Raw genomic sequence first — 20,935 nt, forward strand, 5'->3', positions numbered from 1 at the left:
CGTGCGGTCGCGGACGGCGCGGGGCCGGAATACTCCGCCGGACCGGACCGGCGGGCGGTCCGGCGGGAAGGAGGCGGGGGTGCTCGACGCGGACATCGTGGTCGTCGGCGCGGGGGCCGCCGGGCTGTCCCTGGCGCACCGGCTTCCGGCGGGGGCGTCGCCCGGTGCGGCGTCCTCCGTCGTCCTGGTCGATCCGCCGCCCGGGCCGCTGCGGCCCCCGCGCCGCACCTGGTGCTTCTGGGAGGCCGGGGCGGGCCGCTTCGACCCGGCCGCGACGGCGTCGTGGGAGCGGCTCCGGGTGCACGGCCGGGACGGGAGGGCCGTCCGGCGGCACATCGCGCCGGTCCGCTACAAGATGATCCGCTCGGACGACTTCGAGGCCCTGGTGGAACGGGATCTGAAGGGCCGCCAGGGGCTGCGGCGCGTCGAGGCCACCGTCGGCGCGGTCACCGGCCTGCCGGACGCCACCGTACGGGTGACGGCGACGGACGCCGCGGGCGCGCCGGTCGTCCTGCGCGCCCGCTGGGTCTTCGACTCCCGTCCGCCCGAGCGGCTGCCGGCCGCCCGTACCCGCCTGCTCCAGCACTTCCGCGGCTGGTTCGTCCGCACCGAGCGGCCGGTCTTCGAGCCGGAGGTGGTCGACCTGATGGACTTCCGCACCGCGCAGCCGGCGCGGGGTCTGTCCTTCGGCTACGTGCTGCCGACCGGGCGGCACACCGCGCTGGTCGAGTACACCGGGTTCGGGCCGGCACCCCTGACGTCCGACGCGTACGACGACGCGCTGGAGGACTACACGCGCCGCGTCCTGCGCACCGGCGCCGTCGAGGTCCTGTCGACTGAGCAGGGGATCATCCCGATGACCGACGCCGACTTCGGGCGGCGGGCCGAGGGCGGCGGGCGTGTGTTCCGGATCGGCGTCGCGGGCGGGGCGACCCGGGCGTCCACCGGCTACACGTTCGCCGCCGTGCAGCGGCAGTCCGAGGCCGTGGCCCGTGCGGTGCGCGCGGGGCGCCGGCCGGTGCCGCCGCCCCCGCATCCGGCGCGGGCCCGGCTGATGGACGCGGTGCTGCTGCGCGCGCTGGACACCGGCCGGGTCGACGGCCCCGACCTCTTCTTCCGGCTGTTCGAGCGCGTGCCCGCCGGGCGGCTGCTGCGCTTCCTGGACGGCCGGTCGCGGCTGTACGAGGACCTCGCGGTCGGCGTGCGCGTCCCCGTGTTGCCGATGCTGCGCACGGCGGCCGAACTGCCGCGCCTACGACGCCGCCACCTCCCCCTCCGCTGAGCACCGAACCCCGGGAGTCCCCGATGCCGTTGCTCCACCCCGCGTCACCACCCGCCCCCTCCGACCACGACCCGGCACCACCCGCCCCCTCCAACCACGACGCGGCCCACCGCGACCGCCCCGCTGCTCCCGCTCCGGGCCACGACGCCCGGGCACGCCGCCCCGCCCGCGGCACGGACCCCGCGTACGGCGGTACCGGAGGCCCACCGCCGGACTCACCCCCCGGCACGGCGGCCACACCTCGGAACCGGAACGCTCCCCGCCACCGCCACCGCAACCGCCCCGCTGCTCCCGCTCCGGGCCACGGCGCCCGGGTACGCCGCCCCGCCCGCGGCACGGACCTCGCGTACGGCGGTACCGGAGGCCCACCGCCGGACGCACGCCCCGGCACGAGCACCTCAACCACACCCCGGCACCGGAACACGCCCCGCCACCGCGACCGCCCCGCGGCCCCCGGTCCGCACCACTACTCCCCCGCGCGCCGCCCCGGCACGGCGGCCACACCTCGGGGCCGGAACGCGCGGACCGGCGGTACGCGGGACACCGCGTCCCGGACCGGCGGCCTCCGCTGCGGCGGCACGCGAGGCGGCCGTGGCCGCGGCGGTGAGGCGCGGTGATGCGGCGCGGTGGGGTCGAGCAGCGGGGCGAGGGGCGGCTGCCGGGGCGGGATCGGCGGGCGCGGGTGCTGCGGCCGGTGGCGGGCCGGGAGCGGGTCGCGGGCGATCCGCCGTCGGTGGCGGTGGTCGGCGGCGGCATCGCGGGCCTGGCGGCGGCGACCGCCCTGGCGGAACGCGGGGTGCGGGTCGTCCTGCACGAGCGCGAGCCCGTGCTCGGCGGCCGGGTCGCGGGCCGGACCGTCGCCCTGCCCGACGGCACGCCGGCCACGATGAGCCGGGGCTTCCACGCCTTCTTCCGCCAGTACTACAACCTGCGGAGCCTGTTGCGCCGTTGCGATCCCCACCTCGGCATGCTGACCGGCCTGCCGGACTACCCGCTGCGGCACAGCAGCGGGCTCTGCGACAGCTTCCGCCGCCTTCCGCGCACTCCCCCGTTCAGCGCCCTGGCCTTCGTCGCCCTGAGCCCCAGCTTCGGATTGCGCGACCTGACGGCCCTGCGGCCCTCGGCGGCGCTGCCGCTCCTGGACGTCCGTACCCGCCGCGTCCACGAGCGCCTGGACGACGTCAGCGCCCACGAGTTCCTGGACTCCCTGCGCTTCCCGGCGGCCGCGCGGCACCTGGCCTTCGAGGTGTTCTCCCGCAGCTTCTTCGCGGACCCGCGCGAGCTGTCGGCCGCGGAGATGGCGCTGATGTTCCACATCTACTTCCTCGGCTCCAGCGAGGGGCTGCTCTTCGACGTGCCGCGCGAGCCGTTCCCGCGGGCGCTGTGGAACCCCCTGGCGGAACACCTGGACCGGCACGGGGTCGAGGTGCGGACGGGCACGTCCGTCGAGGCGGTCCGGCCCGGCCCGTCCGGCGGTCACCTGGTGGTGGACGCCGCGGGAGCCCGGCCGTACGACGCCGTGGTGCTCGCCCTGGACGTCGGCGGGCTGCGGGGCGTGGTGCGCAGGTCACCGCACCTGGGCGACCCCGCCTGGCGGGCCCGGGTGGCACGGTTGCGCAACGCTCCGCCGTTCCTGGTCTCCCGGCTGTGGCTGGACCGCCCGGTCGCCCCGGACCGGCCGGGTTTCCTCGGCACGAGCGGGTACGGGGCGCTGGACAACGTCAGCGTGCTGTCCCACTGGGAGGGCGAGGCGGCCCGCTGGGCGGCGCGCACCGGCGGCTGCGTCGTCGAACTCCACGCGTACGCCGTACCGTCGGGGGCCGTGCGGGAGGTCGAGGAGAAGCAACTCGTCGACCAGTTGCACCGGGTGTATCCGGAGACCCGTCGGGCCGGGGTGGTGGCGGCGCGGCACGAGTGGCGGTCGGACTGCCCGCTGTTCACCGTCGGGGGGTACGGCGACCGCCCCACGGTCCGCACCTCCGACCCGGCCGTCGTCGTCGCCGGGGACCTGGTCCGTACGGAGCTGCCGGTGGCACTGATGGAACGCGCCGCGACCTCCGGGTTCCTCGCCGCCAACGCCCTGCTGGAGCGGTGGGGCGTGCGGGGCGAGACGCTGTGGACGGTGCCCGACCGGGGCCGCTCCGCGCCGCTGCGCGCACTGGCCCGACGGTTCGGGGCCCGCTGACCGGCACCCGGCCCCGGCCCCGGCCCCGTGACCGTACGGCGTTACGGCGTTACGGCGACACCGCGTTACGGCGGCACCGGCCCACGGCGTTACGGCGTCGGCCCGTCACGCTCCGGTGTCCGCCCCGTGGTCGGCCCGGCCCCCCGCGCCCAGCGGGCCGGTCTGCCCCAGGGAGTCCTCGGCCTCCATCCGGGGCAGCTCGCGGCGGGACAGCCGCAGGACCGCGGGCGGCAGGGACGCGCGCCCCAGCTGGACCAGGCGCAGCCAGCCCGGCACGTACACGGCGGTACGGCGGCGCTCCACGGCGCGGACCACCCGGGCGGCGACGTCGTCCGCCGGGAGGGTGCGGCGGGCCGGGGACGGCATGTGCGCGCGCAGTTCGCGCAGGACCGGGTAGCGGTCGGCGTCGCGGATCATGTCGGTGTCGATCCAGTTGAGGTAAGCGATGCCCACGGCGACGCCGTGGTGGGCCACCTCGGCGCGCAGCGAGTGGGCGAAGGCCTCCGCGCCCGCCTTGGAGGCGCAGTAGGCGCTCATCATGGGGGCGGCGCCGAGCGAGGCCAGCGAGGCGATCTGGAGGTGGTACCCGGCGGTGTCGAGCAGGTCCGGCAGGAAGGCGCGGGCCGTGTGGGCGCTGCCGGTCAGGTTCACCTCGACGACACGGTGCCACTCGGCCGGGTCCGAGGTGGCGAACGGTCCGCCGTGCGCGACACCGGCGTTCGCCACCACGACCGACGGCTGCCCCAGGCGCCGGCGCGTCTCAGCGGCCGCGTCGGCCAGCGCGGCGGGGTCGGTGACATCGGTCTCGACGGCGAGCGCCGGGGTGGGCAGCTCCGCCGCCAGGGCGTCCAGTCGTGGTTTCTCGAGGCCGAGCAGCGCGAGCCGGGCTCCACGCCGTGCGCACGCGCGGGCCAGGGCGGCGCCGAGTCCGCGTGCGGCGCCGGTTACCACGACGGTGCGGTTCCGCAGTGGGCTGTCGGTCACGGGCCGGCCCCTTCCTCGGTTTCCTCGGTCTCCTCGGTCTCCCGGAAGACCGCGCGGGCGTTCACCGCCGGTCGCCAGCCCGGTCCCGCCGGGTCAGGACCCGCTGTACCCGGGCGAGGCCCGCGAACCGGTGTTGGCGCAGTGCGGCGCGCGCGGCGTTGGCGCCGGGCGCGCCGTGCACCCCGCCTCCCGGGTGGGCGCCCGCGGAGGCGAGGAAGAGACCGGCCACCGGGGTCTCCGGCCGTCCGGTGCCGGGCACGGGCCGGAAGACCAGTTGCTGGTGCATGGCGGTGGTGCCGCCGTTGATGGCGCCGCCCTCCAGGTTGGCGTCCATGGCCTGGAGCGTCGGCGGGGCGAGCACGCGGCGGGCTCGGACCAGTGAGCGGAAGCCGGGCGCGAAGCGTTCCACCTGGCGCTCGACCCGATCGGCCATCAGTTCCTGGTCCCTGGTGTCCCAGCGGCCGGTGATGCCCTCGTCGCCCGCGTCGGCGCGGACGTCGTGGGGGACGTGGGTGTACGCCCAGGCGGATTCGGTGCCGCGCGGCGAGCGGGTCGGGTCCGTGGTCGTCATCTGGCCGAACAGCGAGAAGGGGCGGTCGGGGACCTGGTGCATGGCGATCTGCGCGGCGAACCGGGTGAGTTCGTCGAGGCCGTCGGACAGGTGCACGGTGCCCGCCCGCGCCGCCTGCTCGCACCGCCAGGGCACGGGCCCGTCCAGCGCCCAGTCCACCTTGAAGGTGGCGAAGTCCCACTGGAAGCGCCGCAGGTCGGCGCGGACCTGGTCCGGCAGGTCCGCCGGGGCGACGAGTCCGCCGTAGAGGGCGGGGACGGAGACGTTCGCGAGGACGGCGCGGCGGGCGGTGACGGTCTCCCCGTCGGCGGTGCGCACCCCGACGGCGCGCCGGTCGCGGACCAGGACCCGTTCGACGCGCCGCCCGCAGTGCAGGGTGCCGCCCCGGGCGCGCAGCCGGTGGACCAGGGCCTCGGTGAGGGCGCCGGCGCCGCCGACCGGCACGGGGAAGCCGTAGGTCTGCCCGAGCATCGACATCAGCCAGCCGAAGCCGCCGCTGCCGGCCGCCTCGGGGGCGAGGTCGGCGTGCAGGGCGTTGCCGGCCAGGAGCAGTCGGCCGCCCTCGCCCCGGAACTCCTCCTCGCCCATCCGGCGCACCGGCAGGACCAGGGTGCGGGCGAGCCTGAGCCCGCCCGCGGCGCGCAGCCGCAGGGCCAGCCGGGCGGCGGCGCGCACCGGCGGGAAGGGTGTGAAGAGGGCGTCCAGGATGTCGGCCCGGTAGCGGTCCCACACCTCGTGCAGCCGCTCCCAGGCGGCGCCGTCCCCCGGGGCGAAGGCGTCCAGGGAGGCGGCGGTGGTGGCGAGGTCGCGGTCGAGGACGGCGCAGCTTCCGTCGGTCAGGGGGTGGGCCAGGACGTGGGGCGCGTGGGCCCAGCGCAGCCCGTGTTCCTCCAGCCGCAGTCCGCCGAGGACCGGGGAGGCGGCGGCGAGCGGGTAGAAGGAGCTGAACAGGTCGTTGACGAAGCCGGGGGCGACCTCGCCGTCGTGCCGCACCGCGCCGCCCGGCTCGGGCTGCTCCTCCAGGACCGTCACGCTCCAGCCGGCGTCGGCCAGCAGGTTCGCCGCCACCAGGCCGTTGGGTCCCGACCCGATCACGACGGCGTCAGGCACGGCCGGTTCCCGGACGGTACTCCACGGACCCCGCCGCTTCGGGCGGGTCGGGGCGGCACCGGTCGCCGGCCTGGGCCTCGCACAGGTTCGCGAGCCGGGCGAGCATGGCCCGGTGCCGCACCTGGATCAGCGCCTCGACGCCGACGTTGTGCAGCAGACCGCCCGGGCCGCGCAGGGGGTGCTCGTCCACGATCACCAGGCACTGCTCGCCCCAGGGCCGCAGTTCGACGGCGATCCGGGCCGTGCCGAGCCGGCCCGCCTTGGCCTCCAGCTCCAGCTCGGAGCCCGGTACGCAGCGTCTGACCACCGTCTCGTTGTTCAGCCGCAGCGGCCCGAGCCGCACCTCGTAGGCGATGGTCGCGCCCACCTGCGGCCACTGTCCGTCCCTGGGGGTGACCTCCGAGGGCCCCACGACCCATTCCACGTACAGGTCGCCGTCCGCCAGGACGTCCCAGACCGCTTCCGGGGTCGCCTGGATGAGCCTGTGCCGTACCGCCACGCGTGCCTCCCACGTCCGGTGGCCGTCGTGCGGCCGTCATTGCGAGGACGCAGCCTGAGTGCCCCGGAGACGACCGGCCAACCTAACCGGCCGGGCCGAGGGGTGGACCACCGGGCGCGCAGACCGGTGGGGAGACCGGTGGCAGGAAAGGCCGTGCATTGGCATGGACCTGATAAGGGAGGGCTGGCTAAGCTCGAAGCGACCCGCTGAGAGCGCTCTCAAACCGCGGTTGTTCCATGCCATCTGTTCCACCCCCACCTTGCTGGAACGACGAAGGGCACTTCCGTGAGACGCAGCAGACTCAGGCACCTCGGCCTGGCCGGACTCCTCGTGCTCGGCAGCCTCACCGCGGTCGGCACCCTGCCGGCCTCGGCGGCCGACGCCCCCTCCTCCCCGTCTTCCTCCTCCCCCTCCTCCTCGTCCGAGCAGCCGGCCTCCGCCGGTCTGCTGGACGCCATGCAGCGGGACTTCGGCCTCACCCGGGCCGAGGCCGAGGACCGGCTGGCGGCCGAACGCGACGCCACCGGCATCGAGCCCGCGGCCCGCCGGGCGGCCGGAAAGGCGTTCGGCGGCTCGTGGTTCGACGCCGGCGCCGGAAGACTGACCGTGGCGGTCACCTCGGACGCGGCACCCTCCACCCTGCGGGCGGTCCGCGCCACCGGCGCGCAGGTCCGCACCGTGGAGCACAGCGCGCAGCGGCTGGACGCGGCCAAGGCACGTGTCGACCGCCTCGACGCACCGGCCGGAGTGAGCGGCTGGCACGTCGACCAGGCCGCCAACCGGGTCGTCGTGGACGTGGTCGACGGCGAGCGGGCCGACAACGATGTCCGGCGCTTCGTGCGGCAGGCCCGCGAGGCCGGGCCGGTCACGGTGCGGACGGTGGCGTCCGCACCGCGGACCTTCGCGGCGGGTACCGTCGGCGGCGACCCGTACTACACCGGCAACGTCCGCTGCTCCATCGGCTTCTCGGTGCACGGCGGGTTCGTCACCGCCGGTCACTGCGGCCGGGCCGGCGCGTCGGTCAGCGGCTGGGACCGCTCGTACATCGGTACCTTCCAGGGCTCGTCCTTCCCGGACAACGACTACGCGTGGGTCAGCGTGGGCAGCGGCTGGTGGACGGTGCCGGTGGTGCTCGGCTGGGGCACGGTCTCCGACCAGCTCGTGCGCGGCTCGAACGTGGCGCCCGTCGGTGCCTCGATCTGCCGTTCCGGGTCCACCACGCACTGGCACTGCGGCACGGTGCTCGCCCACAACGAGACGGTCAACTACAGCGACGGCTCGGTGGTGCGCCAGTTGACCAAGACCAGTGTGTGCGCCGAAGGCGGCGACTCCGGTGGCTCCTTCATCAGCGGTGACCAGGCGCAGGGCGTCACCTCGGGCGGCTGGGGCAACTGCTCCGGCGGCGGGGAGACCTGGTTCCAGCCGGTCAACGAGATCCTGAACCGCTACGGCCTGACCCTGCACACGGCCTGACCCGGCAGCGGTGGGGAGGGCCGGTCCGGTCCGCGGTCCGGCCCTCCCCGGCCACCGGTGCCCGGGGCCGGGTCACCTCCCCGTGCCGGGCGGATCAGACGTCGCCGGGTCCGGTCCCCGGCTCCGGCGCGTCGAGGCCCGTCGCCGTGGTCAGCCGGCGGTAGGCGGCCCGCGCGTGGACCAGACGGGCCAGCGCCGTGCCGACGAGGGCCGCGCCGAGCAGACAGGCCAGCCAGACCGCGTCCCGCCGGCCGGCCCAGGTGAGCGTGCCGGCCGGCGGTATGGCGAAGCCGTTGAGGGACAGCCAGCACAGCACGGCCGTCCCCGGTGCCGCCGTGAACCGGGCGCAGAGGCCGAGCGCCGCCGCCAGCACGGAGAGCGCGACCAGGGCGAGCCCCGGACGCCCCGCGCCCACGGTGCCGTTGAGGAGCGCGACCAGGAGGAGGGCGCCGCCGAACGCTCCCGACCACACCAGGGGAGCCGCGACCGGCCGGGGAACGGGTCTGGCACCGCTGCCCAGGGGCACCCACTCGATCATGCTGACGGCTCCTTCCGGTCCCGGACGCGTCCGACCACGGCGTCGGACCACGACCCTGTGGGCAGATTGTCCCACCGGGCACCTCGGTGCCGTGCCGCCCGGGGCGATGACCGGCCACCCGCGGGCATCGTCCCGCAGTCCTCCCGCCCCGGCCGTGCAGTCCCGGACTAGCGCTCTGTTTCCGCGTGCTCCGAGGAGGAGGACGACGCTCCGCACGAGCGGGCGGCCTGGGCCGTCACCGGCACCGAAGCGGGCTCCGGCCGCCGGTCCGCCTCCGCCCCCGTCTCCCCGCCGGTCCCGCCGTCCGCCACCGCGACCGGGGCCTTCCCGCCGGGCAGCAGCCGCCCCGCGGCGCGCAGCGCGACGGCGAGCACGTGGGCGCGGCCCGCGACGACGGGGCCGAGGACGGCGAGGACGAGGACGTATCCGGCGATGAAGGGCGCGAGCCGGGCGTCGAGTCCGGCACCGGCGGCCATGGCGGCCAGGATCAGCGCGAACTCCCCCCGGGCGACGAGGGTGGTGGCGATCTCCGCGGCCTGTTCGGAACCGTAGTGGTAGACCCGGGCGACGCACAGTCCGGCGGCGACGTTCATGACGACGGTCAGTGCGGCCGCCGCGGCGACCGGACCGGCGACGGAGGCGAGGTCGCCGGGGTCGATGGCGAGTCCGAAGGCGAAGAAGAAGATGGCCGCGAAGGCGTCGCGCAGCGGGTGCACCAGTTCGCGGATCCGGGGCCCCGAAGGGGTGCCGGCGAGGATCAGACCGACCATGAAGGCGCCGATGGCGTCGGCGACGCCCAGGACTTCGGAGACTCCGGCGACGAGCACCGCGGCGCCGAGGAAGCTGATGACGAGCAGTTCGTTGTCCCGCGTGTCGATCAGGCGGCCCACGAGCCGGGTGCCGTAGCGGGCCGCGGCGGCCAGTACCAGCAGGAAGCCGAAGGCCTTGCCGGCCTGGAGTGCCGTCTCGGCGACGCCGTGCGCGCCCGAGAGGACCGGTTGCAGGGCGGCCAGGTACAGCGCGAGGAAGATGTCCTCCACGACGATGACACCTAGGATCAGCCGGGTCTCCGGGCGTCCGATCCGGCCCAGGTCGATGAGGATCTTGGTGACGATCGCGGAGGAGGAGATGCCGAGCACGCCCGCCAGCACCAGTGCCTCGCGCACGCCCCAGCCGAGGACGAAGCCGAAGCCGAGTCCGGCACCGACGTTCAGGAGCAGGTAGATGCCCCCGGCGGTGAGCAGCCGTTTGCCGCCGCTCTTGAGGTCGTCGAGGTGGAACTCCAGGCCCAGGTAGAAGAGCAGCAGCACCAGTCCGAGCGCGGAGAGCATCTCGAAGTCGTGCGCGTCCTCGACCAGGACGAAGCCCGGTGTGTGCGGGCCGAGCAGGATGCCGGCGAGCATGAACAGGGGGATCGTCGGAAGTCCGATCCTCCCGCCGAGGCGGGCGAGGAACGCGGCGGCGACGAAGGCGCCGCCCATGGCGAGCAGGGTGTCAGCGTGTCCCACGGGTCACCGCCTTCGACCGCGCGGAGGTTCGGGAGGGCTTCACTTGACGGGGATGGATGCGGGTTCTCCTTCTTCGGGGATGCGTCATCGGACGGACGGACGGTCAGGCGGGCGGGCGGACGCAGGCTCGGACGGTCCGGCGGACCAGCGGGCAGGCAGGCGGCCGGCCGAATGCGCCGCTCCCGGGGCGCCGGTGCCCCTGACACCGCCCCCGGCACGCGGGTGCGCACGGCACACCCGGAACGAACGGACAGCGCGGCGTCGGTCCACGGTCACACGCCGGGCCCCCGCGCGGCCATCGGGGACGACACCCAAATGGTCCGGCGGCCGACACCCATCGTCCCGGCGCGGGGAGCCGCTCGGCGGCCCGCGGAGGAGGCGCCACGGCCGATGCGGGGATCCCGGCCGCGGCGCGTCCCGCCGCCCCGGGCGCGGGAGGACGACGCTCCGGGGCACGACCGGCGACTTCCCCCGCTCCCCACCACGACACTGCACCAACCGAGTGATCGTCCGGGTCCGCCCTCCCGCTCCCGGCCCCCAGGCCCGGGCCCCGGGGTCAACCGCGGCGCCGGAGCCCCCCTTTCGACTGACACCCGTCACGGGCTGGCCCGGTCTGCCGGCATTCGATCGGGCCGTTACCCCCACGCCGACCCGGTACGCCGTCCGCCCCGCCGCGGGATGCGACGGGGCGGACGGCTTGCGGACGGTCCGTCAGCACGGTGTGCTTGCCATCAACTTCTCGAAGGAAGCCATGCAGTCCGGGCAATGACGCGCCCGTTCACCGTCGGATGCCTCGATTCGCTCGCGGAGCCGTTGTCCGCACAGTGTGGCCGCGGCCTGTTTGGACAGGACGTGCCACACCAACGCTCCGCCCGCCTTCTCCGGGCCCACGCACATTTCGTACATGATCGGCCTCCCAGCCTGGACGCCGCTGACACTCTCCAGGAGACACCGGTTCGGCCGTGACCAGTAGCGCGCGGGGGCCATTCGGGTGACGGCCGCTTCGCCCGCCCGGCGGCGGACGCACACCCGGAGGGCTGCAAACGATCAGCCAACCGGCCCTGTCCGGGTGGTCGGGTGACGTGGCGTCGACGGGTGCGCTGACGCCCTCTCAGGGCGGTCCCCCCGGAGTTACTCCTCGTGGGCGTCCATGGCGGGTGGGTGCCCCGGGACGGCGGGCGGACACCGGGCCGCTCACACCTGGCCCTGGGGGCGCGGTCCTCGCCGGTCCTCGGGCGCCCCTGAGACTTGTCAGGGACACCGGCGGCCCGCCCGTCCCTAGAGTGCTGAGTGCGAGCCGGGCACCGCCCGGCGGCATCATCGGCACAGGGGGAATCACCACATGACCGTTCGCCCGATCACCAGGGTCGCGCTCATCGGGGCCGGCGCGCTCGCGCTGCTCGGCCCGCTCACCGCGACCACCGCCACCGCGGTCTCCGACGGCGGCCAGAGCGCCGACCGCGTGCTCGCCGCGCCCTACGGGGTCGAGCCGTACGAGACCGTCAACGTCCGTTCCGGACCGGCCCGTTCCTACGCCAAGGTCGGCTCTGTCGCGGCCGGCCAGCCGCGCGGCGCCTACTGCTGGACGCGGGGCGAGACCATCAGCGACCACGGCTACACCAACAACGTCTGGGTGAAGCTCCTCGAGGGATACGTCAGCGCCGTCTACCTCAAGGGCGACGCGTACGGCGATCTGCCCGCCTCGGCCACCTGCTGACCCGGACCGTCCACGACCATGGGGGAACCACACATGAAGCGACTGATGCGTCACTCCGGTACCGCGCTGGCCGCGGCCGCGCTCACCGTCGGCGCGCTCGCCGCCACCGCGCAGGCCGCCCCGGCCGCGCCGAGCGGCGGGGACCCGACGTTGACCGACGTCTACATCTGGGCGACGAACGTCCGGCTGCGCCAGCAGCCCACCACCGCCTCCAACGTGCTCGCGGTCCGCTCCACCTACTGGCTGGACGCCGTCTGCCAGAAGCGCGGACAGTACGTGAACGACCCGGCCGTCGGCGGCAACGACTGGTGGACGGCCGTGCAGGAGTTCTCGGGCAGTGACATCGCCTGGGTCAGCAACCTCTATCTGCGGGGCGGTGAGAAGATCGCCGGCGTTCCGGACTGCTGAGCGACGCGTTCAGCAGGGCTGGTCGGCGGCCGTGACGGTTGCCGGGCCGGACGGGACGGCGGCGGCCCGGTCCCGTCGCCGGTGAGGACCGCGGCCGGCTCGGCGGGGCAGAGGGCGCCCGCGTCCACGGGGTCCCCGCGGTCACCGGGTGCCGTCCCCGGTGACCTCCTCAGCCGGCCGCGTCGTCGGTGCGCGTCCTCACCTGTTCCTCCAGCCTGCGCAGGCTGGAGTCGAGGGCCTCGTCCACCGCTCCCCGGCCCGGGTCGTGGCTGCCGTCGAAGAACGACAGGTGCACGGTGACCTCGCTGGCCCCGCTGTCGAGTCCGGCGACCTGAAGCCAGCCGGCGTAGCTGCCCTGCTCGCGGGTGCCCCACTCGAGCCGCAGCTGCTCGGGCCGGGCGCTCAGCAGCGCCGAGGTGTCCTGGTCGGTGCGGTCCTCGTGCACCGTGACGGCGGGCGGCTCCTCCGGCTCGACGTGCAGGTCCCGGGGCAGCCAGGTCTCCAGCTGTCCGACGTTCGCGGCCTGGTCGAAGACCTGCTCGGGCCGGGCGGGCATGGTGCGGGAACGCTCGTACTCGGTCATGCGGCACCACTCCTCGGCACTCGGGGTCGTACGAGGTGACGCGTGCCCCTTCTGCCGGGACCGAAGCGCACGCGGGTGGGCGGCCCGACGGGCGGGGCGGGACGGGCGGTGCCAGACTGCTGGGCATCGTCCCCGCCGCGGCGGGCCCTCGACGGGAGGAGACGAGGTGTCCACGACGGACCCGGACGACGCGGAGCTGCGGAGGTTCCTCGCCGATCCGGCCCATCTCACCCTGGACCTGCGGACCGCCACGGCTCGCTGTGCCAAGGCGCTGGGACTGCGGCACGCCGTCGTCTACCTCGTCGACCTCCAGCAGCGCCGCCTGGTCCCGCAGACGGCCGTGGCCCCGACGGTCCCGGTCGACGGCTCGCTGGCGGGGTGGGCGTACCGCACCCAGTCGCTGCGGGTGGAGGAGTCCGGGGCGAGCGGCGGCATCACCGCCTGGTTCCCGCTCCTGGACGGTGCGGAGCGGCTCGGTGTGCTGGCCGTGCACGAGAGGGCCCTCACCGCTTCCTCGCTGACCCGCGGCCGGGCGCTCGCCTCGCTGCTGGCCATGGTGATCACGTCCAAGCGTGCCTACGAGGACTCCTTCGTCCGGCGCACCCGCACCGAGCCGATGCGGCTGCCCGCCGAGATGCTGCGCGCCCTGCTGCCGCCGCGCACCATCGGCGACGGCAACGTCGTGTCGACGGCCGTGCTGGAACCGGCCTACGAGATCGGCGGCGACGCCTTCGACCACGCGCTGACCGAGACGACCCTGCACGTGGCGGTCCTGGACGCGATGGGGCACGACCTGGCCTCCGGGCTGACCACCACGGTCTCGCTGGCGGCCTGCCGCAACGCCCGGCGCACCGGCGCCGACCTGCCCGAGCTGGTGCGCGGCGTGGACGAGGCACTGTCCGACTGGCTCCCGGACAAGTTCTGCACGTCGGTCATCGCCCAGCTGGACCTGGCCACCGGGGTGCTGCGCTGGGCCAACTGCGGTCATCCCGCGCCCATTCTGATCCGCGACCAGCGGTTGATCATCGACGCCATGGAGCGCGAGGCCGACCCGCCCATGGGGATGCCGTCCCTGCTCAGCCCGCACCCGCGCCGGACCCACGAGATCGCGCTGGAGCCGGGGGACCGGGTGCTGATGTACACCGACGGCGTCGTGGAGGCCCGGACCAGGGAGGCCAAGCTGCTGGGCCTCGAACGCTTCGCCGACTACGTCATCCGGGCCACGGCCGGCGGGGAGCTGGCGCCGGAGTCGCTGCGCCGGCTGATCCACTCGATCCTGGCCATGCAGGAGGGCCGGCTGCGGGACGACGCGACGCTGCTGATGTTCGAGTGGCGGCCGCCTGCCTGAGGCGCCGCCGGTGTCCGCCTCACACGGCGTGCCCCCGGGCGCGCAGCCAGGCGTGCACGGTGTCCTTGTCTCCCGGTGTGATCCGCACGGGGCCTGTCACGTAGGGGCCCTCGTCCTCGGTGAAGCCGGTGTCCGTGACCCTGGCGGTGACCCAGGTGGCCAGGTCCTGGGCGGCCCGTTCGGACAGCGCGCCCCGTTCCCAGCCGTCCCGGGCCTCGCCTGCGGCCGCGGGGTCGTGCTGTTCGGTCTCGGCCAGCCAGGCCGCCACCAGCCGTTCCACGGTCCGGCGGCCGGCCGGGTCGGTCCCCTGTCGCATCCGCTTGTCGCTCATGCCGGACGAGTGCCCGCGATCCCCGCGCCCCCCACACCGGCGCGGCCCGCGGTGGGGGCGGTGTCGCCGGTACGGCGCCGGGTACCCGTCCTTCCAAGGGGAGGGCCGGTCCGGTCCGTCCGCCGACGGCGACAGCCCGGGAAGGGGACATCGATGAGGCAGCCCGCCGACGACCACGCCACCGGCCGACGCGCCGGCGTCTCCGAGCTGCACCCGGCCGCAGGGGACCGCGGTCCCCTGCCCCGGCACGAGGCACCGCACGAGGACCTCCCGCTCGACCGCAACCAGGCGATCCTCCAGGCCGCCAAGCAGGTGGGCTCGATCCTGAAGAAGGCGGAGCACCCGTTCGCGCTGGCCGGCAGCGTCGCCGTGTACGCGCACGGCGGCACCCAGAACCTCCAGCACGACGTCGACTTCTGCATCCGGCCCGAGGACGCGGACGCCGTCGCCGCGACGCTGCGGCAGGCCGGGTTGACGGTGTACACGCCGCCCGAGGACTGGCTGCTCAAGGCGGACTGCCTGGGCCAGCAGGTCGACCTCATCTTCGAGCTGGCGCACGAGCCCGTGACGACGGCGCTGCTGGCCCGGGCCCGGGATCTGTCGGTCGACTCGGTGCTGATGCCGGTCCTGTCGCCGACCGATCTGCTGCACGGCCTGCTGGCGGCGTTCTCGGAGCACCACTGCGACTTCGGTGCGGTGCTGCCGATCGCCCGCACCCTGCGCGAGAAGATCGACTGGGCGGCGCTGCGCCGCGACTGCGGCGACGATCCGATGCCCGCCGCGTTCTTCTTCATCCTCGAACGGCTGGAGATCATCCCTCCGGCCGGTCCACCGGCCACCGCCACGAAGGAGGGTCGGCGATGAGCGACCCCGTCGGACACCAGGGCCCCGCCGCCGGCGGCCCCGCTCCCGCGGCCGGGGAGCCGGAGAACGTCGAGTACCGGGTGGCCCATCTCCAGGACCGGCTCGCCGCGGAGGAACTCGGTGAACTCGGCGTACGCGCCGAGGTCCGGGCCGGGGCGATCGCGCTCACCGGCACGGTGCCCTCGGCGCGGTGTCGCGAGACCGTGCTGCGCATCGCCCGTGAGGAACTGGCCGGGCTGACCGTGCACGCCGACGTCGTGGTGGCGGACGCCACCCGCCCCGACCATGCGGAGGAGCTGTGATGATCCGCGTCGCCGCCGTCGGAGACATCCACATGGGACCCGACAGCGAAGGGCTGCTGCGGCCCGCGTTCGAGACCCTGCCCGACTGCGCCGACCTGCTGTTGCTCGCCGGGGACCTCACCCGGCACGGCACCGAGGAGGAGGCGCGGGTGGTCGCCCGGGAGGTGGGCGGCCTGCCGGTGCCGGTGGTGGCGGTCCTCGGGAACCACGACCACCACGACGAACAGCCAGAGAAGGTCACCGCGATCCTCCGGGACGCCGGGGTGACCGTGCTGGAGGGCGAGGGAACCGTCGTGGAGTGCGCCGGGGGCCGGGTGGGAGTCGCCGGGACCAAGGGGTTCGGCGGCGGGTTCGTGGGGCGCAGCGCAGGTGAGTTCGGTGAGCCGGTGATGAAGGAGTTCGTGCGGACCACCCGCCGTTCTGCGGACAGTCTGCACGCCGCGCTCAAGGGGCTGGACGAGGGGGACTGCGCGGCGCGGGTGGCGCTGACGCACTTCTCCCCCGTCGCGGACACGCTCGCCGGGGAGCCGCCGGAGATCCATCCGTTCCTCGGCAGCTACCTCCTGGCGGAGGCCATCGACACGGCCGGCGCCGACCTGGCCGTGCACGGCCACGCCCACCTGGGCACGGAGCACGGGATGACGGCGGGTGGCGTCCGGGTGCGCAACGTGGCGCAGCCGGTCATCCGCCGGGCCTTCAACGTCTACCGGCTGGGCGCAGGCTGACGCCTGTGACCGCCTGCCCGTCCGTCAGGCCCCTTCCGTGTCCTCGGTCGTCCGTCCCAGGCAGGTGACGTCCGCCGGGTCGAGTCCCGCCGCCGGGATCTCGTGGAAGCCCAGCCGGTCGTAGAAGGCCCTGGCCGGGGTGTTGGCCGTCGCCATGACCAGGTGGACGGCCGGGACGCCGCGTGCGCGCAGGGCCCGCCAGAACGTCCGCATCAGGGTCCGGCCGTGGCCCTGTCCCTGCCAGTCGGGCAGCAGGTCGATGTGCAGATGGGCGGGGTAGGCGGCCAGTTCCGGGACGATCATGCGCTCCGGGTCGTGCAGCAGCCCGGCCATGACCTCGTCCGGGGTGCGGGTGCCGGGCGGGCCCTGCGGCGCCGGGTGGCGCTCCGCGACCCGCGGCAGCCACGTGGACCGGAACTCCTCGGCGAAGCGCACGGTGTCCGCCGTGCCGAGGATGTACCCGACCGCCCGGCCCTGTCCGTCGTCCAGCACGAAGGCCAGGTCCGGGTCGAGGTGGACGTATGGGGCGGCGAAGATGGCCGGGAGGATCGCGGGGTCGGCGTACACGGGGCGGCTGTCCCTGCCGTTGTGCGCGGTCCGGATGCAGATGTCGTCGAGGGCCGGGGCGTCGGCGGGGCGGTAGGGGCGTACCGAGGCAGTCGCTGTCACCGCAGCATCCTGCCTGCCTGGGAGCGCTCCCACAAGTGGCTCGCTTCGACCGGTGACGCCCGGGTACCCGGCGGCCGGCAGTGCGAGGGACGGTGGCGGGAGGCCGGCGATGGACGACGCGACGGACCGGATCGCCCGGCCGTGGGGCGCGCGGACCCCGTACGGCCGGCACGGGACCTGGCCGGCCCGGGTGGACACGTTCCTCGCGGACGGGGTGGAGCCGGACGCGGTGCAGCGCTGGGTGCAGTCCGCGTCGATCCTGCACTCGGACGGCGACGCCATGGACATCGCGGTGGCCGACGGCCGCATGGTGGGCGTGCGGGGCCGGGACGTGGACCGGGTCAACCGGGGGCGGCTCGGTCCGAAGGACCTGTTCGGCTGGCAGGCCAACGCCTCCGGTGACCGGCTGACCCGGCCGCTGGTGCGGCGCGGCGGGCAGCTGGTGGAGACGGACTGGGACACGGCGATGGACCTGGTGGCCGCCCGCTCGCGGGAACTGCTGGACTCGCGCGGGCCGGGCTCGATCGGCTTCTACACCTCCGGGCAGCTGTTCCTGGAGGAGTACTACACGCTCACGGTGCTGGCCCGGGCCGGCATCGGCACCCACCACCTGGACGGCAACACCCGGCTGTGCACCGCCACGGCCGCGGAGGCGCTGAAGGAGACGTTCGGCTGCGACGGGCAGCCCGGCAGCTACGACGACTTCGACCACGCCGACGTGGTCGCGCTGTTCGGCCACAACATCGCCGAGACGCAGCCCGTGCAGTGGATGCGGCTCCTGGACCGCCTGGAGGGCGCCGACCCGCCGCGGCTGCTGTGCGTGGACCCGCGCCCCACCCGCGTCGCCGAACACGCCGCCGTACACCTCGCGCCCCGCATCGGCACCAACGTCGCCCTGCTCAACGCGCTGCTGCACGAGACGATCCGGCACGAGTGGATCGACCGCGACTTCATCGCCGCGCACACCGTGGGCTTCGACGAACTGGCCGCCCGGGTCGCCGACTGCACGCCCACCTGGGCCGCGGAGATCTGCGACGTCCCGGCCGCCCGGATCGAGGAGGCGGCCGAACTGGTCGGCACCGCCGACGCGCTGGTCTCCACCGTCCTCCAGGGCGTCTACCAGTCCCACCAGGCCACCGCGGCCGCCGTCCAGGTCAACAACCTGCACCTGATCCGCGGCATGCTGGGCCGGCCCGGCGCCGGGCTGCTCCAGATGAACGGCCAGCCCACCGCCCAGAACACCCGCGAGTGCGGGGCCGACGGCGACCTGCCGGGCTTCCGCAACTGGCAGAACGACGCCCACGTCGCCGACCTCGCGAAGGTGTGGAACGTCGAACCGGAGACCGTCCCGCACTTCGCGCCGCCGACCCACGCGATGCAGATCTTCCGGTACGCCGAGCAGGGCTCGCTGCGGATGCTGTGGATCAGCGGCACCAACCCGGCCGTCTCGATGCCCGAACTGCCCCGCATCCGCTCGATCCTGACGCAGGAGCGGCTGTTCACGGTCGTACAGGACCTGTACCTGACGGAGACGGCGCGGCTGGCCGACGTGGTGCTGCCCGCCGCGACCTGGGGCGAGAAGACCGGCACGCTCACCAACGCGGACCGCACCGTGCACCTGTCCCGCACGGCGGTGGAACCGCCCGGCGAGGCCAGGCCCGACCTGGACATCTTCCTGGACTACGCGCGGCGCATGGACTTCCGGGACAAGGACGGCGGCCCGCTGATCACCTGGGACGACCCCGAGTCGGCGTTCGAGGCGTGGAAGCGGTGCAGCGCGGGCCGCCCCTGCGACTACACCGGCCTGTCCTACGCCAAGCTGCGCGACACCGGCGGCATCCAGTGGCCCTGCGACGACCGGGCCCCCGAGGGGACGGCACGCCTCTACACGGACGGCATCGACTGGGCCCACCCCGACCTGTGCGAGAGCTACGGCAAGGATCTGGAGACGGGGGCCTCGCAGGAGGTCGTGGAGTACCGCTCCCTCAACCCGGACGGCAGGGCGATGCTGAAGGCGGCCGCCTATCTGCCGCCGCACGAGGAGCCGGACGAGCGGTACCCGTTCCAGCTCACGACCGGCCGGACGCTCTACCACTTCCACACCCGTACGAAGACCGGGCGGGCGCCCCAGCTGAACGACGCCGCCCCCGACGTGTGGGTGGAGGTCTCCGCCCCGGACGCGGAGCGGCTCGGCCTCGGCGAGGGCGACCTGGTCGAGGTCACCAGCAGGCGCGGTTCGCTGCGCGGGCGGCTGCGGGTGAGCGGCATCCGCACGGGGCTGCTGTTCGTGCCGTTCCACTACGGCTACTGGGACACCGACGGCGGGTCGGGCCCGGGCCCGGACACTCCCGGGCGGGCCGCGAACGAGACCACGATCACCGACTGGGACCCGGCCTCCAAGCAGCCGCTGTTCAAGACGGCCACGGCCGCGCTCACCCTCGTGGCACGCGGGGACGGCCGGCCCTCCCCGGCCCCGACCACCACCGCGTCGGCACCGGTCGCCGCGGGGGCTGCCCCGCCCACCTCGGGCGGACCGGCGGCGCGCACGACAGAACAAGAACTCACCCCGTTCTCGCACGGCCACAAGGGAGGTGCCCGGTGAACGGCATCACGCTGACCCTGCGCACGCTGCACCGCGGCGAACGGCGGCTGGCACACGACCTGGTGACCGTCGCCGGGCGGCACCGCACCGAGCACGAGGTCCACCACGTCGCCACCGACCTCGCCCTCTGGTCCCGCGAGCACGTGCGGCGGCTCGCCGAGACCGCCGCGGAGCACGGCGTGAAGCTGGGCGAGGCGCCGGACCACCCCTCGGACGGCGTCTTCGCGACCCTGCGCGAGAAGGCGTCCGAGGCGCTCGCGCACCGGCCGGAGCCGGGCCTGCTCCTCCTGCGCGACCTGCGGGAGCTGCACCTCGCCGCGACGGAGAACTCACTCCACTGGGAGATGCTGGCCCAGGCCGCCCAGGCGTCGAGGGACAGCGGGCTGCTGGCGCTCGCCTCCTCCTGTCACCCGCGGACACTGCGCCAGATGCGCTGGACCAACACGATGATCAAAAATTTGTCGCCCCAGCTCCTCACCACCTTCTGACCTGCGTGTTCCCCGCGCGGCGCGGCGCCCGGGGGCACGGGTGCCGCGCCGGGCGCCGAATGGCGCCGACCGCCGGGGGCACCTGATGATCCGAGTGGGGCCCCTCCCCCGCTGATGACCCCCGTTGGCATCCCCTTTGGAGAGAGCGAGACAGCGTCATGAGTCTTCTGCGTCTGGCCGGGCGGCCGATGCTCGCCTCGATGTTCGTCGCGGGCGGCCTGCAGTCTCTGCGCAGGCCGCAGGACGTGGCCCCGGCGGCCGAGCCGGTCGTGCGGCCGGTGACCGACCGCGTGCCGGTCCTGCCGGACAGCACCGAACAACTCGTCCGGCTCAACGGCGCCGTCCACGTGGTCGGCGGGATCATGCTCGGGATCGGCCGCTGTCCGCGGCTGGCCGCGCTGGCCCTCGCGGTGTCGCTGGTCCCCACCACGCTGGCGGCGCACCGGTACTGGGAGGCGGCGGACCCCTCCGACCGCGCCCAGCAGCGCATCCACTTCCTGAAGAACCTGTCCATGATGGGCGGGCTGCTGATCGCCGCCGACGACACGGGCAGCGCACCTTCGATGCTGTGGCGCGGCCGGCACGCCGCCCATGATCTCCGGCACGACGCCCGCCTGGTGCGCCGCTCGGTACGGGCCGCCGCCGGTCCCGCGGCGCGGGCGGGCGGCATCCGGGCCAAGCTCGGGGCCTGAGGGGGGCGTTAGCCCACCGCGCTCGGGGGGACCCGAGCGGCCGAACGTCCGTGGCG

The 20,935-nt window shown here is 74.9% G+C and carries 20 protein-coding genes; 12 read left to right on the forward strand and 8 right to left on the reverse strand.

All coding sequences use genetic code 11. From position 1 onward, the window contains the following. Nucleotides 1-79: 79 nt before the first annotated feature. Nucleotides 80-1,282, forward strand: a complete 1,203-nt coding sequence (locus tag ACIRGB_RS11625; protein WP_403861933.1) for a lycopene cyclase family protein — start codon at nt 80-82, stop codon at nt 1,280-1,282. A 616-nt stretch (nt 1,283-1,898) separates the two neighbouring features. After that, nucleotides 1,899-3,467 (forward strand): FAD-dependent oxidoreductase, encoded by a 1,569-nt coding sequence (locus tag ACIRGB_RS11630; protein ID WP_403861936.1) that lies wholly within the window; start codon nt 1,899-1,901, stop codon nt 3,465-3,467. Nucleotides 3,468-3,572: 105 nt separating this feature from the next. Here ACIRGB_RS11630 and ACIRGB_RS11635 read toward each other — a convergent pair whose 3' ends face one another. The 3 genes from ACIRGB_RS11635 to ACIRGB_RS11645 all read right to left on the reverse strand — a co-directional run bounded on the left by ACIRGB_RS11635 (nt 3,573) and on the right by ACIRGB_RS11645 (nt 6,631). Further along, entirely contained in the window at nt 3,573-4,451 is an 879-nt protein-coding gene (locus ACIRGB_RS11635; RefSeq protein ID WP_403861939.1) for an SDR family oxidoreductase, read from the reverse strand. A 61-nt stretch (nt 4,452-4,512) separates the two neighbouring features. Then, a complete protein-coding gene (locus tag ACIRGB_RS11640; protein WP_403861942.1) occupies nt 4,513-6,132 on the reverse strand; it encodes a phytoene desaturase family protein in 1,620 nt (539 codons plus the stop codon). Next, entirely contained in the window at nt 6,125-6,631 is a 507-nt protein-coding gene (locus tag ACIRGB_RS11645) for an SRPBCC family protein (RefSeq protein WP_403861945.1), read from the reverse strand. Before ACIRGB_RS11645 ends, ACIRGB_RS11640 begins: the two co-directional genes overlap by 8 nt. Before the next feature lie 285 nt (nt 6,632-6,916). Between ACIRGB_RS11645 and ACIRGB_RS11650 the strand changes: the two genes are divergently transcribed. After that, nucleotides 6,917-8,104, forward strand: coding sequence for a S1 family peptidase (locus ACIRGB_RS11650; protein ID WP_403861948.1), 1,188 nt, complete (start codon nt 6,917-6,919; stop codon nt 8,102-8,104). Between the two features lie 94 nt (nt 8,105-8,198). On the opposite strand, the gene ACIRGB_RS11655 is transcribed toward ACIRGB_RS11650, so the two are convergent. Beyond that, nucleotides 8,199-8,642, reverse strand: coding sequence for a hypothetical protein (locus ACIRGB_RS11655; protein WP_403861951.1), 444 nt, complete (start codon nt 8,640-8,642; stop codon nt 8,199-8,201). A gap of 167 nt (nt 8,643-8,809) precedes the next feature. After that, the gene (locus ACIRGB_RS11660; protein WP_403861954.1) at nt 8,810-10,150 is read right to left on the reverse strand and encodes a cation:proton antiporter; all 1,341 of its coding nucleotides are present in this window, start codon (nt 10,148-10,150) and stop codon (nt 8,810-8,812) included. Between the two features lie 1,342 nt (nt 10,151-11,492). On the opposite strand from ACIRGB_RS11660, the gene ACIRGB_RS11665 reads away from it, so the two are divergent. Then, nucleotides 11,493-11,867 carry an SH3 domain-containing protein gene (locus ACIRGB_RS11665; RefSeq protein WP_403861957.1) on the forward strand — a complete coding sequence of 125 codons (375 nt, stop codon included), beginning with the start codon at nt 11,493-11,495 and terminating at the stop codon, nt 11,865-11,867. 33 nt (nt 11,868-11,900) lie between these two features. Next, nucleotides 11,901-12,275 (forward strand): peptidase M23, encoded by a 375-nt coding sequence (locus ACIRGB_RS11670; protein WP_403861960.1) that lies wholly within the window; start codon nt 11,901-11,903, stop codon nt 12,273-12,275. A 169-nt stretch (nt 12,276-12,444) separates the two neighbouring features. Here ACIRGB_RS11670 and ACIRGB_RS11675 read toward each other — a convergent pair whose 3' ends face one another. Beyond that, a complete protein-coding gene (locus ACIRGB_RS11675; RefSeq protein ID WP_403861963.1) occupies nt 12,445-12,858 on the reverse strand; it encodes an SRPBCC family protein in 414 nt (137 codons plus the stop codon). A 166-nt stretch (nt 12,859-13,024) separates the two neighbouring features. On the opposite strand from ACIRGB_RS11675, the gene ACIRGB_RS11680 reads away from it, so the two are divergent. Then, nucleotides 13,025-14,206, forward strand: coding sequence for a PP2C family protein-serine/threonine phosphatase (locus ACIRGB_RS11680; RefSeq protein ID WP_403861966.1), 1,182 nt, complete (start codon nt 13,025-13,027; stop codon nt 14,204-14,206). A gap of 19 nt (nt 14,207-14,225) precedes the next feature. Here ACIRGB_RS11680 and ACIRGB_RS11685 read toward each other — a convergent pair whose 3' ends face one another. Beyond that, nucleotides 14,226-14,537, reverse strand: a complete 312-nt coding sequence (locus tag ACIRGB_RS11685) for a hypothetical protein (protein WP_403861969.1) — start codon at nt 14,535-14,537, stop codon at nt 14,226-14,228. A 153-nt stretch (nt 14,538-14,690) separates the two neighbouring features. Here ACIRGB_RS11685 and ACIRGB_RS11690 point away from each other — a divergent pair, with 153 nt between their 5' ends. From ACIRGB_RS11690 to ACIRGB_RS11700, 3 genes are read left to right on the forward strand one after another with little or no spacing between them, the layout of a single operon-like run. Then, nucleotides 14,691-15,401 (forward strand): nucleotidyltransferase family protein, encoded by a 711-nt coding sequence (locus ACIRGB_RS11690; RefSeq protein WP_403861972.1) that lies wholly within the window; start codon nt 14,691-14,693, stop codon nt 15,399-15,401. Continuing rightward, nucleotides 15,398-15,703, forward strand: coding sequence for a BON domain-containing protein (locus ACIRGB_RS11695; RefSeq protein WP_403861975.1), 306 nt, complete (start codon nt 15,398-15,400; stop codon nt 15,701-15,703). The genes ACIRGB_RS11690 and ACIRGB_RS11695 overlap by 4 nt, the downstream gene beginning before the upstream one ends. Next, nucleotides 15,703-16,428, forward strand: a complete 726-nt coding sequence (locus tag ACIRGB_RS11700; RefSeq protein WP_403861977.1) for a metallophosphoesterase — start codon at nt 15,703-15,705, stop codon at nt 16,426-16,428. Before ACIRGB_RS11695 ends, ACIRGB_RS11700 begins: the two co-directional genes overlap by 1 nt. Nucleotides 16,429-16,452: 24 nt before the next feature. On the opposite strand, the gene ACIRGB_RS11705 is transcribed toward ACIRGB_RS11700, so the two are convergent. After that, nucleotides 16,453-17,097 carry a GNAT family N-acetyltransferase gene (locus ACIRGB_RS11705; protein WP_403861980.1) on the reverse strand — a complete coding sequence of 215 codons (645 nt, stop codon included), beginning with the start codon at nt 17,095-17,097 and terminating at the stop codon, nt 16,453-16,455. Nucleotides 17,098-17,206: 109 nt separating this feature from the next. On the opposite strand from ACIRGB_RS11705, the gene ACIRGB_RS11710 reads away from it, so the two are divergent. The 3 genes from ACIRGB_RS11710 (at nt 17,207) to ACIRGB_RS11720 (ending at nt 20,879) form a co-directional block, all read left to right on the forward strand. Then, nucleotides 17,207-19,699, forward strand: coding sequence for a molybdopterin-dependent oxidoreductase (locus tag ACIRGB_RS11710; protein WP_403861983.1), 2,493 nt, complete (start codon nt 17,207-17,209; stop codon nt 19,697-19,699). Beyond that, a complete protein-coding gene (locus ACIRGB_RS11715; protein WP_403861986.1) occupies nt 19,696-20,187 on the forward strand; it encodes a hypothetical protein in 492 nt (163 codons plus the stop codon). The genes ACIRGB_RS11710 and ACIRGB_RS11715 overlap by 4 nt, the downstream gene beginning before the upstream one ends. Nucleotides 20,188-20,345: 158 nt before the next feature. Further along, the gene (locus tag ACIRGB_RS11720; RefSeq protein WP_403861989.1) at nt 20,346-20,879 is read left to right on the forward strand and encodes a DoxX family protein; all 534 of its coding nucleotides are present in this window, start codon (nt 20,346-20,348) and stop codon (nt 20,877-20,879) included. Nucleotides 20,880-20,935 lie beyond the last annotated feature (56 nt).

Source organism: Streptomyces sp. NPDC102490 (assembly GCF_044765285.1).
GTDB lineage: Bacteria > Actinomycetota > Actinomycetes > Streptomycetales > Streptomycetaceae > Streptomyces.

What these genes read in the sequence shown, in the direction of transcription:
- ACIRGB_RS11665 (WP_403861957.1), top strand. Translation starts at nt 11,493, where the DNA reads ATGACCGTTCGCCCGATCACCAGGGTCGCGCTCATCGGGGCCGGCGCG.
- ACIRGB_RS11710 (WP_403861983.1), top strand. Translation starts at nt 17,207, where the DNA reads ATGGACGACGCGACGGACCGGATCGCCCGGCCGTGGGGCGCGCGGACC.
- ACIRGB_RS11675 (WP_403861963.1), bottom strand. Translation starts at nt 12,858, where the DNA reads ATGACCGAGTACGAGCGTTCCCGCACCATGCCCGCCCGGCCCGAGCAG.
- ACIRGB_RS11720 (WP_403861989.1), top strand. Translation starts at nt 20,346, where the DNA reads ATGAGTCTTCTGCGTCTGGCCGGGCGGCCGATGCTCGCCTCGATGTTC.
- ACIRGB_RS11700 (WP_403861977.1), top strand. Translation starts at nt 15,703, where the DNA reads ATGATCCGCGTCGCCGCCGTCGGAGACATCCACATGGGACCCGACAGC.
- ACIRGB_RS11685 (WP_403861969.1), bottom strand. Translation starts at nt 14,537, where the DNA reads ATGAGCGACAAGCGGATGCGACAGGGGACCGACCCGGCCGGCCGCCGG.
- ACIRGB_RS11690 (WP_403861972.1), top strand. Translation starts at nt 14,691, where the DNA reads ATGAGGCAGCCCGCCGACGACCACGCCACCGGCCGACGCGCCGGCGTC.
- ACIRGB_RS11695 (WP_403861975.1), top strand. Translation starts at nt 15,398, where the DNA reads ATGAGCGACCCCGTCGGACACCAGGGCCCCGCCGCCGGCGGCCCCGCT.
- ACIRGB_RS11670 (WP_403861960.1), top strand. Translation starts at nt 11,901, where the DNA reads ATGAAGCGACTGATGCGTCACTCCGGTACCGCGCTGGCCGCGGCCGCG.
- ACIRGB_RS11655 (WP_403861951.1), bottom strand. Translation starts at nt 8,642, where the DNA reads ATGATCGAGTGGGTGCCCCTGGGCAGCGGTGCCAGACCCGTTCCCCGG.
- ACIRGB_RS11630 (WP_403861936.1), top strand. Translation starts at nt 1,899, where the DNA reads ATGCGGCGCGGTGGGGTCGAGCAGCGGGGCGAGGGGCGGCTGCCGGGG.